We start from the raw sequence: 15,730 nt of genomic DNA, 5'->3' as shown, positions 1-15,730 counted from the left end.
TTATTTCAATCTTATTTCTGAAACACTTGTTCCTTGAGCAACCATTGGGAAAACATTGTTTTCCTTGCCTACCATAACTTCTAATAAATAGGATTTGTCATGATCTAACATGGTTTTTAAGGCGTCTCTTAATTCCTCACGTGCAGAGATTTTATTTCCTTCAATGTAGTATCCTTTAGCTACCGCTACGAAGTCAGGACTGGTGATATTGACAAAGGAATAACGCTTGTCGTTGAACAATTGCTGCCATTGTCTCACCATACCTAAGAACTCATTGTTCAGGATTAAAATCTTCACCTTCGCTCCAAACTGCATGATGGTTCCCAACTCTTGGATGGTCATTTGTATACCACCATCTCCGATAATAGCGACTACATCACGATCTGGTGCACCATACCAAGCTCCAATTGCAGCTGGTAATCCAAATCCCATAGTTCCTAATCCACCAGATGTTACGTTGGATTTAGATTGGTTGAACTTCGCGTATCTACAAGTGATCATTTGGTGCTGACCAACATCCGTAACGATGACTGCATCCCCTCCAGTTAGCTCATTTAAGACCTTGATAACCTCACCCATGGTCATGATGTCAGAAGTAGGGTTTAACTCATCGTGGATGACTTCCTTAATCTCTTCTTTTTCCAATTCACGGAATTGTTGCAACCATGCCGAATGATCTTTAACTTCTAAAAGGTCTGTTAATAAAGGAAGAGTCTCTTTACAATCCCCCCAAACAGGAACGGTCGTTTTAACGTTTTTATCGATTTCTGCAGGGTCAATATCCAAATGGATAACTTTCGCCTGTTTCGCATATTTATCCAAACGGCCCGTTACACGGTCATCGAAACGCATACCAATAGCGATCAATACATCACATTCATTGGTCATAACGTTTGGCGCATAATTACCATGCATACCCAACATTCCAACATGTTGTGGGTGGTCTGTTTCCAATGCACTTAAGCCCATTACGGTAGTAGCTGCTGGGAATCCACTCTTTTCAAGGAATGCTCTAAATTCTTCCTCAGCTTTTCCTAGTATGATACCTTGGCCAAATAAAACGAAAGGTTTCTTCGCTTCATTAATCACCTTAGCTGCCTCTTCCACATATTCTTTACGAACTATTGGAGCAGGACGGTAACTGCGGATATGGTTACAAGGTTCATAACCTTCGTAATCGAAGAGTTGAATCTGTGCATTTTTAGTGATATCGATCAATACAGGTCCTGGACGTCCAGTACGTGCAATATAGAATGCTTTAGCCAATACACTTGGAATCTCGGTTGCATCAGTTACCTGATAGTTCCATTTGGTGACAGGAGTAGTGATATTGACGACATCAGTTTCCTGGAAAGCATCAGTTCCCAATAGAGAAGCAAATACCTGACCTGTAATGCAGACAATAGGATTACTGTCAATCATGGCATCTGCTAATCCGGTAACTAGATTAGTAGCACCAGGTCCACTGGTTGCAAATGCTACACCAACACGTCCAGATGTACGCGCATAACCTTGTGCAGCATGAATTCCTCCCTGCTCATGTCGTACCAAAATATGCTTCAATTGATCATTGTAATCATACAATGCATCATAGATCGGCATAATAGCACCGCCTGGATACCCGAATACGGTATCCACTCCCTCGTGGATTAAGGCCTCTAAGACTGCTTTAGAACCACTAATTTGGGTCGTCGCAGCTGTTGTCTTAGCGTCCTTTGTCTCCGTTGTTTCAAGTGTATTCATTTTATAGTATTTAGTATTGAGTATTTAGTATTAAGACCTTTAGTTCGAAAATGAGTAGTAAATATTTAGTGTTTATGATTTTTTAGTTAGACAATATCTATAACTACCCACTATCATTTCCTATAGTAGTTTAGAAGTTTAATAGCACGCCAATAGGTCTAACTACTAAATACTAACTACTATATACTTCCTAAAGATCTGTCACACAACCTTTCGATGCGTTAGCTACGGATTTAGCGTATTTATATAATACTCCTTTGCTAACTTTTAAAGCTGGTTGTTGCCAAGCTGCTCTGCGGGCAGCGATCTCTTCGTCGGAGACTTTCAGATTGATCGTGTTATTTACAGCATCAATTTCAATGATATCATCATCCTGAACTAAGCCGATTAATCCGCCTTCATAGGATTCTGGTGTAATGTGTCCCACTACAAATCCATGAGTACCTCCAGAGAAACGACCATCGGTAATTAAAGCTACTGAGCTACCTAAGCCTGCTCCTATAATTAAGGATGTAGGTTTTAACATTTCCGGCATTCCTGGTGCTCCTTTTGGACCTTCATTCTTGATCACCACCACATCTCCCGATTTAATTCTTCCTGTTTCCAATCCTTTTACCAAATCATGCTCGCCATCAAATACACGGGCAGGACCTGTAAAACGCTCTCCTTCTTTACCAGAAATCTTTGCTACTGAACCTTCTTCAGCTAAATTGCCGTATAAGATCTGCAAGTGACCTGTGGCTTTGATTGGATCATTCAACTTATGGATGATTGGTTGATTATAATCGATGATGGATTTCACAGAAGCTAAATTCTCTGCTACTGTTTTTCCTGTAACCGTTATACAGTCACCATGCAATAAGCCTTCGTCCAATAAGTACTTCATTACTGCTGGGATACCACCGTATTGGTGTAAATCTTGCATCAAGAATTTACCCGATGGTTTGAAGTCTGCAAGTACTGGCGTTTCATCAGACATACGTTGGAAATCATCAGGACTAATATCCACACCAACAGCATGACCCATAGCGATAAAGTGTAAAACTGCATTGGTAGAACCTCCTAGGATTACGATAATACGCATCGCATTTTCAAATGCCTTGCGTGTCATGATATCAGAAGGTTTAATATCGTTTTCTAATAGGATGCGGATGTATTTTCCAACCTCTAAACATTCCTTTTGTTTATCTTCAGAAACAGCAGGATTAGAAGAGGAGTAAGGTAAGCTCATTCCCATTGCTTCGATTGCAGAAGCCATGGTATTTGCTGTATACATACCTCCACAAGCACCAGCTCCCGGACAAGTATGACGGATAACCCCATCATAATCCTCATCGGAAATAGTGCCAGCGATTTTCTTTCCTAAGGCTTCAAAGGCTGATACAATGTTCAGTTCTTCACCTTTATAATGTCCAGGCGCGATTGTACCACCATATACCATGATAGCAGGTCTGTTTAAACGACCCATTGCTATAATAGCACCCGGCATGTTCTTATCACATCCTGGGATGGCAACAACGCCATCATAGTATTGACCACCACAAATTGTTTCTATGCTGTCAGCAATAACATCACGAGAAACTAGAGAATAACGCATACCGTCCGTACCGTTACTCATTCCATCACTCACCCCAATAGTACCGAAGGTTAATCCGACTAGATCCGAGTTCCAAATACCCTTTTTGACCACTGCTGCCAAATCATTCAGGTGCATGTTACAGGTGTTTCCATCATAACCCATGCTAGCGATTCCTACCTGAGCTTTCTCCATATCGGCATCAGTAAGACCAATACCATAAAGCATGGCTTTGGCTGCTGGCTGTGTCTCATCCTGTGTGAAGATGCGACTGTATTTGTTGATTCCCTTTTGGTTATCAGATGATGACTTCATAATTCTCTTGCTCTAATACTAAGTTTTTATATTTTCGTTGGATAGATGATCCGATGCTGTCTTCCCAGTCTTCTCGGAAATGTACATCGTCTATTTGTTTAATTCCGATGATGCCTGCCGCAGTACCGCTTAAAAATGCACTATCAGCTTCATAGATATCCTTTATGGTTAAGCGTTTTTCGATGATATCGAAATTTAAACTTTTACAGATATCGATGACAGTTTCCCTTGTAATTCCTGGGAAGATGTTTCCCAATGGTGGGGTGTAGATTTTAAAGTCTTTCTCAATGAATAAGTTCTCACTAGATGCCTGTGCGACAAACCCTTCTTGATCCACCAATAAGGCTTCATCAAAACCTTTTTGAATAGCATCACTAGATGCCAAAATCGAATTGATGTACTGACCAGAAACTTTTGCGTCAATAGGAAAGGACTTCGGATTAGGGCGTTCAATACGTGAAATATTTACGCGTAATAAATTCTGTCCTAAATAAGGTCCCCATTCCCATGCTGCTATCATCACGTTGGCAGAGCTGGATGCGGTCAAGTGCATATTGGATCCAGAATATACCAAGGGTCTGATATATGCTGCACGAAGGTTATTTACTTCCAAAAGCTCATAAGTCTTTTCGATCAACTCGCGGTTGTCCCAAGAATAGGGAAGACCAATTGCCTTGCAAGAAAGCTTTAATCGATCAAAATGTTCTTCCGCTTTAAAGATGCGTGTACCATTGTGGGTACTATAAGCGCGTAGGCCTTCAAATGCACCATATCCATAATGTAAGGATTGTCCGAATAGATCTGCACCAGCGTTATTTGCTTTCACAAATTCGCCGTTTAAATAGATCATCGTGTCTTGATTGTAATACTGCATAAAACCTACCTTTTGTTTTGATAATTACACCTTAGCAAAATCCCATAAAAACCATTGGAATTTATTACTTCGTTAAGTTAGCTTGAATAAAAATTCTTTACAATAGCCGAACAAAGTATTTTGATAAAGTTTATTATTTCGAATATTCAATTAATGTAAAATTTTATTTTGTTTATAATAGCAAATTGTCAATTTTAGTTTTGTGGTTAGTAGACTAAAATTAAAATTGGTATAGTAGCGTCATTTTCAAGATTTTTCAAAAATCTCGAAAATTCTTCCTGAAATGAGAAAAAGTGTGATAAAAGTGCAAAAAAATAGCCCTTAGAACTTTGAAGTTTTAAGGGCTATTTATCTTTTATTTTAGCTATCTAATTCTCTACGATTCCTTCCGCTAAAATGATGATATTGTTGTCCTTTACTTCGACCACACCACCTTTAATAATAATGACTAGCTCATCATTAATATTCTTAATAATGACTTTGCCATCTTCTAGCGTAGACACAATAGCCGCGTGGTCCTTCAGAATCTGAAAGGAACCCGCCGATCCCGGAACTGTAACTGCTGTTACATCACCTTCGTAAGCTAATTTGTCTGGAGTAATTACTGTTAATTTCATTTTTTATTAGTATTTAGTAGTTAGTATAAAGTATTTAGACCCTAAACCAGGTATTTAGTAGTTAGGTCTAATTACTAACTACTAAATACTATCTACTAATTTACACTGCTTCTGCTAATAGTTTCTTACCTTTTTCGATAGCGTCTTCAATAGTACCTACTAAGTTGAAAGATGCTTCTGGGTATTCATCAACTTCACCGTCGATGATCATGTTGAATCCTTTGATGGTGTCTTGGATGTCTACTAAACAACCTTTCAAACCTGTAAACTGCTCAGCTACGTGGAATGGTTGTGATAAGAAACGTTGTACACGACGTGCGCGGTGTACTGTTAATTTATCTTCTTCAGATAACTCGTCCATACCTAAGATGGCGATGATATCTTGAAGTTCTTTATAACGTTGAAGAATTTCTTTTACGCGTTGTGCTGTGTTGTAGTGCTCATCACCTAAAACTGCTGGAGAAAGGATACGTGAAGTAGAATCCAATGGATCCACCGCAGGGTAGATACCTAACTCAGAGATTTTACGAGACAATACAGTAGTTGCATCTAAGTGGGCGAATGTAGTAGCTGGCGCAGGGTCAGTTAAGTCATCCGCAGGTACATATACTGCTTGTACTGAAGTGATGGAACCGTTTTTAGTGGAAGTAATACGCTCTTGCATTAAACCCATCTCGGTTGCTAATGTAGGTTGGTAACCTACTGCTGAAGGCATACGACCTAATAAAGCCGATACCTCAGAACCTGCTTGAGTGAAACGGAAGATATTATCGATAAAGAATAATACGTCACGTCCTTGTCCTTCGCCATCACCGTCACGGAAGTATTCCGCTACAGTAAGACCAGATAAAGCTACTCGAGCACGAGCACCAGGAGGCTCATTCATCTGTCCGAATACGAAAGTACATTTTGAATCTTTCATCAATTCCAAGTCAACAGTGTCCAAAGGCCATTCGCCTTTTTCCATGCCTTCCATGAAATGTTCACCATATTTAATAATGCCTGATTCCAACATCTCACGCAATAAGTCATTACCCTCACGAGTACGCTCGCCTACTCCGGCAAATACCGAAAGACCACCGTGACCTTTTGCAATGTTGTTAATCAACTCCTGAATTAATACGGTCTTACCTACACCGGCACCACCGAATAATCCAATCTTACCACCTTTTGCATAAGGCTCTAATAAATCGATAACCTTGATACCTGTGAAAAGTACTTCAGATTCTGTCGATAAATCCTCAAACTTAGGAGGTACGTTGTGAATAGCACGACCGTTCTCTTTGTTCAATGCTTGAATACCGTCAATTGGATCTCCAACAACGTTAAATACTCGACCTTTGATCTCTTCGCCAACAGGCATCTTGATAGGTGCTCCGGTGTCTACTACTTGCATACCACGAACTAATCCTTCGGTAGCATCCATCGCAATCGTACGAACACGTTCTTCACCTAAGTGCTGTTGAACCTCTAATACAATACGTTGTCCATTTTCTTTTTCAATGTACAATGCATCGTAAATCTTAGGAAGATTTTCATTGTCGGCAAAGTTGACGTCAACCACTGGGCCGATAATCTGCGCTATTTTACCAATATTGGGCATATTATAGGGACTAAAATTTATTAATCAATTTAAATACAGCTTGTTTTACATCCTGTATTTCGGAATGCAAAAATAAGTTTTATCTCCTTAAAACCAAAAGGGATATGCATAATAAATTATTATTTTTTTTATAAGCCCATTTATACTGCTCTGACAGCCCTATAAACGATGCTTTCTGTAATAATTTTTCCTGCTCTTAATTCTTTAAAGTAACCTTATATAATCCAGATACAGAGCCTCCTGCCGTTACATTAAACAAGGATTTTGCTGTTGTCCCTGTCAATTCATAATAACCGTTTTGACTGCCATCTTTCGTGTTTACTCGCAATAATATTTTTCCATCAATTTCTATCGCACAAAATGCCGCTCCGGGATTTGTAACTGAAGGGACACCAGAAATCTTGGTTTTTACCTTATCCGAAATATTAATGCTGTAAAAATCCCATACATCTTCAAAATTGATATTCCCTGTTGCTCCACCGGTCAAAGCAGTATTGGGAATCACGGTGATGATCTTTCCATCTTTGGCAAATACCGATACAAATTTACCACCTGGCTGAATTTCATCCATATTCAAACTCCAGCTCTTATCGATGTCAGTTTCTGTTGCTTTAATCCTAACAATTTTGGATTTTCCACCAGTAGCCGTACGACCTTGGGTCACGATGTATAGGTCTCCATTGGTATCAAAATCATACATATTGTTATCATTGATGTAAGCGATGGATCCAGTATCTTCAATTTTAATGGTTTTTTCGTGTTTCTTGGTTGCTAAATCAATGACTGCGATATATACATCTGGAAAATAATCATCAAAAAATCCTTTTTGCGCAGCATTTGTCTTGGCATAGGTCACATTGGCATAAAGCTTACCACCTTTAATGGCCAAGAACTTCTGTCCAATGGAACGGAATAAGATCTCTGGCACATCTTTTCCTCGCTCATTGACAACTGCTGTTAAATCCATTTCACCGGTTCTAGCCATTGTCGCAGGATTGAATGTCTGTATTGCCAATGGTTTTGCACCATCCCAATAATAACCTGAATTGGCATTTTCAATTACAAAATTTCCTGTGCCATTACTCTTATTATCGCCGGCGATAAATTTAGTGGAACTAATTTTTCCCTGTGCGTCTACTGTTAATTCCTCAATACCTAATGCGTTGGTCTGTGAACTAAACATTTTAAATAAGCGATTTTCTTGTGGTCTCCATCCGCCGAATCCTAAACCTTGAAAGCTGTTGCTGCCATTATTGACAATGTTTCCACTTGGCAACTGATCAAATGCTGTTGCAAAACCTGGCTTATCTAGCTTGTTTTCACTCATTGTAATTAATACATATTTATCTTTTCCTGTCTCAACAGGAGGAGTAGGTGAGTCTTCTGAGCAACTAACGAATAAACTAACAGCCATTGCTATAAGTAAACCGGCTTTTGTTTTTGTGAACATATTCATATTATAACGTTTTATATTTTATTGATATTAGAATTGATAGCTTAATTTGAGATGAAAGCTTCTTCCAGGTCTTTGTACCCGGTAATAGTCATATAAATCTTGATTCAATAGATTTCTGATTTCTGCTCCCAAATGAAATTTTAAAGGAGCGAATTTATAGAGTGCACCAACATTCAATAATTGTTGATTAGGGATGATTAAGTTGGAGCTGAGATTGGCACTTCCTTGCAGTCCCAAAAAGCCTCCGGGTTCTAAATCTTTAGAAATAGTTTCTAAATAGAACTCACGCATGAAATTATAGTGTAAGAAAAGCTTAAGCTCATCCTGTTGGGAAATCAGGTTGTCGTATTTTGCCTGTGCTGCCAGGTTCGCAAAGAAATAAGGTGTATTCCGCAGTCTCGCCTCGTTTTTCCAACTATCTACAGGTTTGCTAATGCCAAATAAGCGTAAGTCCTGCCAAGTGGCATTTCCACTTATCCTATAGTTCTTGTTAAGCTGGTAGGCTAAATCCACATCAAACCCGAATCCTTTGACCTGATCTTGGTTTTGATATTGCGCATTTGGTGCTTGAATGGGGACCAAAAGTATTAAATCCTTCGTGCGACGGTAAAATCCATTAAACTCAAATTGAAGTTTGTCGAAAAATCGACTTTGATAACCTAAGCTAGCATTAATACTTCGCTCCGGTTTCATTTCAAAATTAGGAACGATAAAGATGTTGTTTCCAAAGAGTTCCTCGCGCTCTGGAAGGCGATAGCTGTATTCTATAGATCCCCGGACTAAAGACCTGGAGTTGATCTGATATTTTAGAGCTTCTGTTACTCCCCAATAATTGCCGTTGACCTCCCTGAAATTATCCGAATTAATATCCGAAGAGAACCAAGTGTTGTTAATTCCAGATGCGAGATATCGATAATGTTTGGCAATGATTTGATTTTGAAGTTTCTCTCCAAAGAAGTAGTTTTCCAATCCCAGGTTGAAAACATGCTTTTGATATTTAGCAGGTAGACTAAGGATATCCTCTCCAGTACCCTGAAGTTTTGGTCCTAATGGATCCTCTCCCGAACGGGAAACATTCGAAAACACATAATTGAATTCCAATTTACTGAATGGATTCAATTGATAGGATAAATTACTTCTGCTTAACCATTGTTTTTCATGGATTTCTGAATTTGATGCTAACCGACTTTCTCCAGGTTCTGTTCTAGGGCTAAAGTTGCCATACCAATCGTAACGACCATGTAAGGTGTCAATACGTTGCGATATGAGGTCATTAAACGAACCGTATTGATCAATTTTTAATTTTCCGTCAAAGAAGGCTTTTTGATAACGAACAGATGGGGCAACAGTACGTTGTTTTCCCAAAACAGCACCATAGGCATCAGTCATTAAGGCAGGATGTTGTTGCTCTTTTTCTAGGTCAAAGCCTAATATGGAAAACTTTAATTCATCAACCCAAGATCGTTCTCGAATACTGAAATAGGCCTCAGCAAATGCGTTTCTATAAGCGTTGTGGTATAAAGACAACCGTCGCTTTTCCAAGTTCATGGTCTCCGGATTTGGAACCTCCAGCAAGGCTTTATAGTTGTTCGCTGAATAATTATAGTTTAAATCTAGACCATAGCCCAAACGCTTATCCTTCGAGAAAAAATGACTGGTGATACCTGCACGATGAGTCTGAAAAGATCCAACCTCATAATAAGCCCTTAATTGATTTTCAGATGATTGATTGCTTACCAAATTGACAGCACCACCTAAGGCATCTGCACCCAAATTCACTGGCAATATCCCCTTATAGATTTGAATATGATCCAATAATTCTAGGGGAATAACACTCATATTATAACCTTCACCTAAATAATCGATGGGAATTCCATCCTTGAAATATTTAATCGCTTTTCCTTGAAATCCATTGATGGACAATTCTGGTTTACTTCCTAAGCTACCATTTTGCCGAACTCGAATACCCGGACTTTGATTCATGATATCCGTTAATGAGCTTGCTTGTGCAGATATCGCACGGGTATCAATAATAACCGAACGAATAGGCTCTTGCTTGGCTTTTTCCAAACGTCCTCTTCCTACAACCTCTATGCCTTCTATTGTTTCAGTTTCCCGGTGAAGTTTTACCTCTAGGTTTAAATTTTCACCCGCATTTTTATTGATGGTATCCCGGAATAAGTGAAAACCGATTGCTTGAACCTCCAAAATATAAGCACCCGGCTTTACTTTTTCGAAATGTGCCAAACCTAGACTATTGCTACTAGATTCATAAGATTCTAAACGAACTGTAGCTGATGAAACAAGGTCCTGAGATGTAGCATCTAAAACTTTAATAGCCACTTGGCCAATTTCTTGTGCTAATGCGGTTGACAAAAATAAGTAGCTAAAAAATAAGAAAATAAAAACTCCACGAACTGTCATTTACGGCCCTTTTCTCTAAATATATTCCTGCAAATATATAGCTATTTATATTTAATCTAAATAATTATTGCAATTTGTTTAGAATCTCTCTAAATTAGCTGCGTCAATTAAGTTGAAATAATTATTGCACTAAGGTTAATATCTTGTATCAAGTTCAAATAAATATTCTAAACAATAGCGATCGCTACATAGGCGAGCCACTTTACTTAGCGGGTACTTTTAATAATTGGGATCCGGAGCATTTGCATGTAGGTCATATTCCGGCTCAAGGGGAATGGATTAGTTATACCTTGTTTGGAATCCCTGAAGGCGAATTGGATTTAAAACTATCCAGAGGCTCCTTTTCCACTTTGCGTGCTAGTAAAGAAGGAAGTTTATTGGATGCGGCTTCATTTGAAGTTACTCAAGATTTGATCATCGACTTGGAGATCGATGCTTGGCGTGATGATTTTCCAGCCTCGACTGCAAGTCCACAAGTTCAGGTTTTGGACAAGCACTTTTATTTTCCAGAATTAGCAGTTTACCGTCGTGTATGGGTTTATTTGCCTAAAGGATACGCCGAATCAGAAGCAGAATATCCGGTGCTGTATATGCATGACGGGCAACATTTGTTTGATGAGGCAACTTCGGTCGGACGTGCAGGACCTGTGGAATGGCGGGTTGATGAAACTATAGATAAAGCAGATCTAGCAAGTATAGTTGTAGCTATTGACCATGCACAAGATTATGATCGCCGGGAACAGGAATACATGATTCATCCCACGGCAGAGATAATTGATCCACGTGGTCAAGCCTACCTGGAAGATATCGTTAATACCTTGAAGCCATATGTAGATAAGCATTATCGGACGAGTAAAGACCCGCAATTAACAGCCATGGTAGGTAGTTCACTTGGAGGATTAATGGCCTCTTACGCTGGCTTACTTTATCCCGAAACATTCGGTACGATTGCTTCCTTTTCTCCATCTATCTGGTTGGATCATGAACCGCTTTATGCCTTGACAGATTTGCAGTACACTACCAGACAAGACGATTATAAAAATCAAGAAATCTATTTCTATATCGGTGAAAAGGAAAACCGAGTAACTTCTCCATTGCAGATGTTTCAAGATTTAAAGGATTACATACAACACATAACAAGCATCTACCCGGGGAAAATTGAATTCCATACCCATCCATCTGGTAAACATAGTGCTCATTATTGGCAATATGCTTTTAAAGAGTTTTATGGGTATTGGCAAGAACGACATTTTTCTAAACAATAATATAATTTATATGAATACAATTGAAACCAACCAACACAAGTTCGTAAATGGCAAAATGCTATTTACGCTAGCTGGATTATTCGTTTTTACTTTCCAAGCTCAAGCTCAAAAGTTAGAAAAATCGGCTCCAGCTGGTACTGGAATATATGAAGCTGTGATCAGTGCTAAGGATGGACATATTTATGTAACTTCTGCCGGTTCTAGAACCAATCCAGGAGGAGCATTGTACAAAATTAATCCAAAGGATTTAGCGATTGTCGATAGCATCTTGTTGAAAGAGAATCCACCATTTGGAATTGGCATCAACAATAAAACACATGTTGCTTACACTAGCAATACCAGAACAAATTCGGTAAGCGCAGTAGACTTACAAACTGGTAAGTTGATTGCTACCATCAGTAATGGTGCTAAAGAATCACATACCAGAGAGGTTTTAGTCGACGAGACAAATAACCTAATCTATGTATCAGATGTGGGTGATCCAAGTAACATTTGGGTAATTGATGGAAAGACCAATAAATTTTCACATCAGATTGATAACCTCGGAAAGACAGCAACCGGCATGACTTTCTTAAAAGGAACAGATAAGATTTATTTGACAGTAATTGGAGAAAATGCCATTTATGTTGTCAATACCAAGACAAAAGCAGTAGAAAAGAAATTCCCTTCTGGAGGCGAAGCGCCGGTAAACATCACGACTGACGGAAAAAACCTGATAGTTGCCAATCAAAAGTCTGGAACAGTTACCGTACTATCAGAGGATGGTGCGTTGTTGAAAAGCATTCCTACAGGTAATGGTGCCATTGGAATTGCTTATGACCCCATCAAAAAACGCATTTATTCTGCAAATAGACAGACTGGAACAACGAGTGTAATCGATGCACAATCCTATGAGGTATTACAAGAATTGCCTACAGGTTCGCTTCCTAACCACGTTAAAATCGATCCTAATACAGGAACGGCATACGTGATCAATAAAGCTAAGGGTGGTAGACCCGTTGAAGGTCAACCGGTAGTAGTCGATAAAAACGGAGATACCATTAGTAAGATTAACTAAATCTGTTTTGAAATTTCCATGAAGACATAGTTCATTGGCAATTTATTAACAAAGATTTATTTTTTAAGTATGAAACAATTCTTGGGTTCTAAAGGATCCAAGAATTGCTTTTAAATAAGAACTCACAATTTGATTCAAATAAACAAGCATTTTTTTCTTTGGTCTATCGCCATTGTTGCTCTGTTGATATTATGCTGGCTGTCCTTGATTACTGGAGTCAAGGATATCCGCATTTCAGAAGTACTTTCCGACGCGGATCAGCTTTTATTTCTTTTAATCAGTAGGATTCCTAGAACATTGGCCTTAGTGCTGGTAGGAGCAGGGATGAGTATTGCAGGTTTTATCCTACAGCAGCTTTCGCAAAACCGGTTCGTATCGCCAACCACCTCTGGTTCTCTTGAAGCCGCAAAAATGGGCGTGCTAGTCGCATTGATATTCTTTCCTACAGCCTCTTTATTTCTAAGGATGCTGTTCTCGATGGTTTTTTGTTTTGGAATTTCCTTACTCTTTATCCTGTTTATTTCAAAAGTTAAACTTAGATCTACCGTTTTTATACCCTTAATAGGTTTGATGTTCGGAAGTATACTGAGTGCTGCAGCCACATTTTTTGCCTATAAGCATGGTATTGTTCAAAACACACAAGAATGGCTGTTAGGTGACTTCTCTGCAGTTCTTGCAGGGCAGTATGAAGCGATATACCTCATCTTGCCTGCAGTAGTACTTATTTATTTTTATGCCGAAAAAATTACCATTGTCGGAATGGGCGAGTCCTTTGCCAAAAACTTAGGACTGTCTTATCAACAAGTACTTTATATAGGTTTATTTACCGTGTCCTTAGTGGTTAGTGCTTCTATGGTAACAGTCGGAGCCATTCCCTTTATTGGACTGATTATTCCCAATTTTATAAGTATTTATTTTGGGGATAATCTAAAAAGAACTCTTCCTATTACTGCCTTTGTAGGTGCAATTTTTCTTTTGATATGTGATATAATAGGAAGACTGCTCGTGTTTCCTTTTGAAATCCCTATTGGGATGATCGTTGGTATTATTGGAGGGATTCTATTCCTAGTACTGATTGTAAGGAGGGATTCATGAAGGCATCATTAAAACTTTCTGCACTTATTCTCTTACTGTTGGGTTTAATTGTTTTATTCATGAGCTACCAAGTCGGTTGGAACAATGAATATGTTTTAAGCAGGCGTGCCATACGCGTAGGGACTATGCTGGTCGTAGGAATTAGTGTGGCCTTTTCCTCCTTGATTTTCCAAACCATCAGTAATAATAGGATTCTAACACCCTCGATCATGGGCTATGAATCTATTTTTATTCTTTTTCAAACCGTCATTGTTTTCCATTATGGCGATAAAGCATTTAAGGTTATTAGTCAGGAGGAAAACTTCTTTTACGCCATTATCCTGATGTTGCTTTTCTCGGTGCTGATGTACATGATCATGTTTGGGAAAAACAAAAAGGGAATGTATCAATTACTATTGTTGGGAATGGTGATGGGAACATTATTCCAGACCATGAGTCAATTTCTACATGTTATGATTGACCCTAATGAGTTCTCCATTATACAGAACTTTATGTTTGTTTCATTCTCAAAAATGAATACCAGTTTATTGGGGATAGCCGCTATAACCCTCATTGGAACTATAGTTTACAGCAGTTTTTATTTTCAGTATTTGGACGTTATTGCCTTAGGTAAGGAGCATGCGATTAATCTAGGTGTGAACTATGACCAAATGATCAAACGGTTTATGCTGATCATTTCCTTGTTGGTGTCTGTTTCTACTGCTTTGGTTGGGCCGATTACCTTTTTGGGTATTCTGGTTAGTAACCTGACTTATGAGCTCTTTAAAACGCGTAAGCACCTTCTTATGCTATGGATTTGTGCCCTCATCTCCTGTAGTTGCTTGCTGCTAGGGCAATTTTTAGTAGAACACGTACTCCAATTTTCCACTACTGTGAGCATCGTGATTAATTTTATTGGTGGAGCTTATTTTATGTATTTATTATGGATAACAAGGAAAAAAATCAGTTAAGTTTTAAGGCAATTTCCAAACATTATGGAAAGAAGGAAGTGCTGAAAGATTTAAGTGGCAGCATTCCCAATCAGCAGATTACTTCCCTTATAGGGCCAAATGGTGCTGGAAAGAGCACGCTCCTTGCCATATTGAGCCGACTGATAAAACAAGATGGGGGACAAGTATCCTTTATTGAAAAAGATCTCCTAAGCTATAAATCTTCTGATTTAGCAAAGAAATTATCCATCCTTAAGCAATCGAATCATTTAGATATTAAACTTACCGTAAAAGATTTGGTATCCTTTGGTCGCTTCCCTTACAGTCAGGGTAAATTAAAGGAAGATGATTGGGAAAAAATCAATGCGGCATTGGCATTCTCCGACTTAGGTGATTTACAAGATGCTTACTTAGATGAATTGAGTGGCGGACAAAGACAAAGAGCATTTATCGCCATGATTATTGCGCAGGATACTGACTACATTTTATTGGATGAGCCTTTGAACAATTTAGACATGAAGCACTCCGTGCAAGTCATGAAGACCTTGCGGCGTTTGGTGGATGAACTTGGAAAGACGGTTATCCTGGTTATCCATGAAATCAATTTTGCCGCCCAATATTCCGATCATATTATCGCCTTGAAAAATGGTGAAATATGTTATAATGATCATGTTGATAAGGTTATTTCGCCTGAGGTGTTGAAAGATATCTTCGATATCGAGTTTGATATCCTCGAAAGAAACAATAGAAAAATCTGCAACTATTTTAATTTATAA

At 38.7% G+C, this 15,730-nt stretch carries 12 protein-coding genes; 5 read left to right on the top strand and 7 right to left on the bottom strand.

Annotation, left to right across the window (positions count from 1 at the left end; all coding sequences use genetic code 11):
- From ilvB to ACP6L2_RS15870, 7 genes are all read right to left on the bottom strand, one after another.
- Complete coding sequence (ilvB, locus tag ACP6L2_RS15900; RefSeq protein WP_440510281.1) at nucleotides 1-1,743, bottom strand: biosynthetic-type acetolactate synthase large subunit; 1,743 nt, start codon at nucleotides 1,741-1,743, stop codon at nucleotides 1-3.
- Nucleotides 1,744-1,933: 190 nt separating this feature from the next.
- Nucleotides 1,934-3,634 carry a dihydroxy-acid dehydratase gene (ilvD, locus tag ACP6L2_RS15895; RefSeq protein WP_440510280.1) on the bottom strand — a complete coding sequence of 567 codons (1,701 nt, stop codon included), beginning with the start codon at nucleotides 3,632-3,634 and terminating at the stop codon, nucleotides 1,934-1,936.
- Nucleotides 3,618-4,508 carry a branched-chain amino acid transaminase gene (locus tag ACP6L2_RS15890; protein ID WP_440510279.1) on the bottom strand — a complete coding sequence of 297 codons (891 nt, stop codon included), beginning with the start codon at nucleotides 4,506-4,508 and terminating at the stop codon, nucleotides 3,618-3,620. Before ACP6L2_RS15890 ends, ilvD begins: the two co-directional genes overlap by 17 nt.
- A 368-nt stretch (nucleotides 4,509-4,876) precedes the next feature.
- A complete protein-coding gene (atpC, locus tag ACP6L2_RS15885; protein ID WP_344674943.1) occupies nucleotides 4,877-5,125 on the bottom strand; it encodes an ATP synthase F1 subunit epsilon in 249 nt (82 codons plus the stop codon).
- 100 nt (nucleotides 5,126-5,225) lie between these two features.
- Entirely contained in the window at nucleotides 5,226-6,728 is a 1,503-nt protein-coding gene (atpD, locus tag ACP6L2_RS15880; protein ID WP_440510278.1) for a F0F1 ATP synthase subunit beta, read from the bottom strand.
- A gap of 196 nt (nucleotides 6,729-6,924) precedes the next feature.
- Nucleotides 6,925-8,178 (bottom strand): hypothetical protein, encoded by a 1,254-nt coding sequence (locus ACP6L2_RS15875; RefSeq protein WP_440510277.1) that lies wholly within the window; start codon nucleotides 8,176-8,178, stop codon nucleotides 6,925-6,927.
- Nucleotides 8,179-8,211: 33 nt separating this feature from the next.
- A complete protein-coding gene (locus ACP6L2_RS15870; protein WP_440510276.1) occupies nucleotides 8,212-10,560 on the bottom strand; it encodes a TonB-dependent receptor in 2,349 nt (782 codons plus the stop codon).
- Between the two features lie 191 nt (nucleotides 10,561-10,751).
- Between ACP6L2_RS15870 and ACP6L2_RS15865 the strand changes: the two genes are divergently transcribed.
- The 5 genes from ACP6L2_RS15865 (at nucleotide 10,752) to ACP6L2_RS15845 (ending at nucleotide 15,730) form a co-directional block, all read left to right on the top strand.
- Nucleotides 10,752-11,873, top strand: a complete 1,122-nt coding sequence (locus tag ACP6L2_RS15865) for an alpha/beta hydrolase (protein ID WP_440510275.1) — start codon at nucleotides 10,752-10,754, stop codon at nucleotides 11,871-11,873.
- 10 nt (nucleotides 11,874-11,883) lie between these two features.
- Nucleotides 11,884-12,930, top strand: a complete 1,047-nt coding sequence (locus ACP6L2_RS15860) for a YncE family protein (protein ID WP_440510274.1) — start codon at nucleotides 11,884-11,886, stop codon at nucleotides 12,928-12,930.
- A gap of 129 nt (nucleotides 12,931-13,059) precedes the next feature.
- Entirely contained in the window at nucleotides 13,060-14,025 is a 966-nt protein-coding gene (locus tag ACP6L2_RS15855) for an ABC transporter permease (RefSeq protein ID WP_440510273.1), read from the top strand.
- The gene (locus tag ACP6L2_RS15850; protein ID WP_440510272.1) at nucleotides 14,022-14,975 is read left to right on the top strand and encodes an iron chelate uptake ABC transporter family permease subunit; all 954 of its coding nucleotides are present in this window, start codon (nucleotides 14,022-14,024) and stop codon (nucleotides 14,973-14,975) included. The genes ACP6L2_RS15855 and ACP6L2_RS15850 overlap by 4 nt, the downstream gene beginning before the upstream one ends.
- On the top strand, nucleotides 14,948-15,730 hold the full coding sequence (locus ACP6L2_RS15845; protein WP_440510271.1) for an iron ABC transporter ATP-binding protein: 783 nt from the start codon (nucleotides 14,948-14,950) through the stop codon (nucleotides 15,728-15,730). The genes ACP6L2_RS15850 and ACP6L2_RS15845 overlap by 28 nt, the downstream gene beginning before the upstream one ends.

It is taken from the genome of Sphingobacterium lactis, from assembly GCF_051951495.1.
Classification (GTDB): domain Bacteria; phylum Bacteroidota; class Bacteroidia; order Sphingobacteriales; family Sphingobacteriaceae; genus Sphingobacterium; species Sphingobacterium lactis_A.
The sequence above is the reverse complement of the archived record's forward strand: the minus strand, read 5'-3'. Positions and strand labels throughout refer to the sequence as shown.

What these genes read in the sequence shown, in the direction of transcription:
- ilvB (WP_440510281.1), bottom strand. Translation starts at nt 1,743, where the DNA reads ATGAATACACTTGAAACAACGGAGACAAAGGACGCTAAGACAACAGCT.
- ilvD (WP_440510280.1), bottom strand. Translation starts at nt 3,634, where the DNA reads ATGAAGTCATCATCTGATAACCAAAAGGGAATCAACAAATACAGTCGC.
- ACP6L2_RS15890 (WP_440510279.1), bottom strand. Translation starts at nt 4,508, where the DNA reads ATGCAGTATTACAATCAAGACACGATGATCTATTTAAACGGCGAATTT.
- atpC (WP_344674943.1), bottom strand. Translation starts at nt 5,125, where the DNA reads ATGAAATTAACAGTAATTACTCCAGACAAATTAGCTTACGAAGGTGAT.
- atpD (WP_440510278.1), bottom strand. Translation starts at nt 6,728, where the DNA reads ATGCCCAATATTGGTAAAATAGCGCAGATTATCGGCCCAGTGGTTGAC.
- ACP6L2_RS15875 (WP_440510277.1), bottom strand. Translation starts at nt 8,178, where the DNA reads ATGTTCACAAAAACAAAAGCCGGTTTACTTATAGCAATGGCTGTTAGT.
- ACP6L2_RS15860 (WP_440510274.1), top strand. Translation starts at nt 11,884, where the DNA reads ATGAATACAATTGAAACCAACCAACACAAGTTCGTAAATGGCAAAATG.
- ACP6L2_RS15850 (WP_440510272.1), top strand. Translation starts at nt 14,022, where the DNA reads ATGAAGGCATCATTAAAACTTTCTGCACTTATTCTCTTACTGTTGGGT.
- ACP6L2_RS15845 (WP_440510271.1), top strand. Translation starts at nt 14,948, where the DNA reads ATGGATAACAAGGAAAAAAATCAGTTAAGTTTTAAGGCAATTTCCAAA.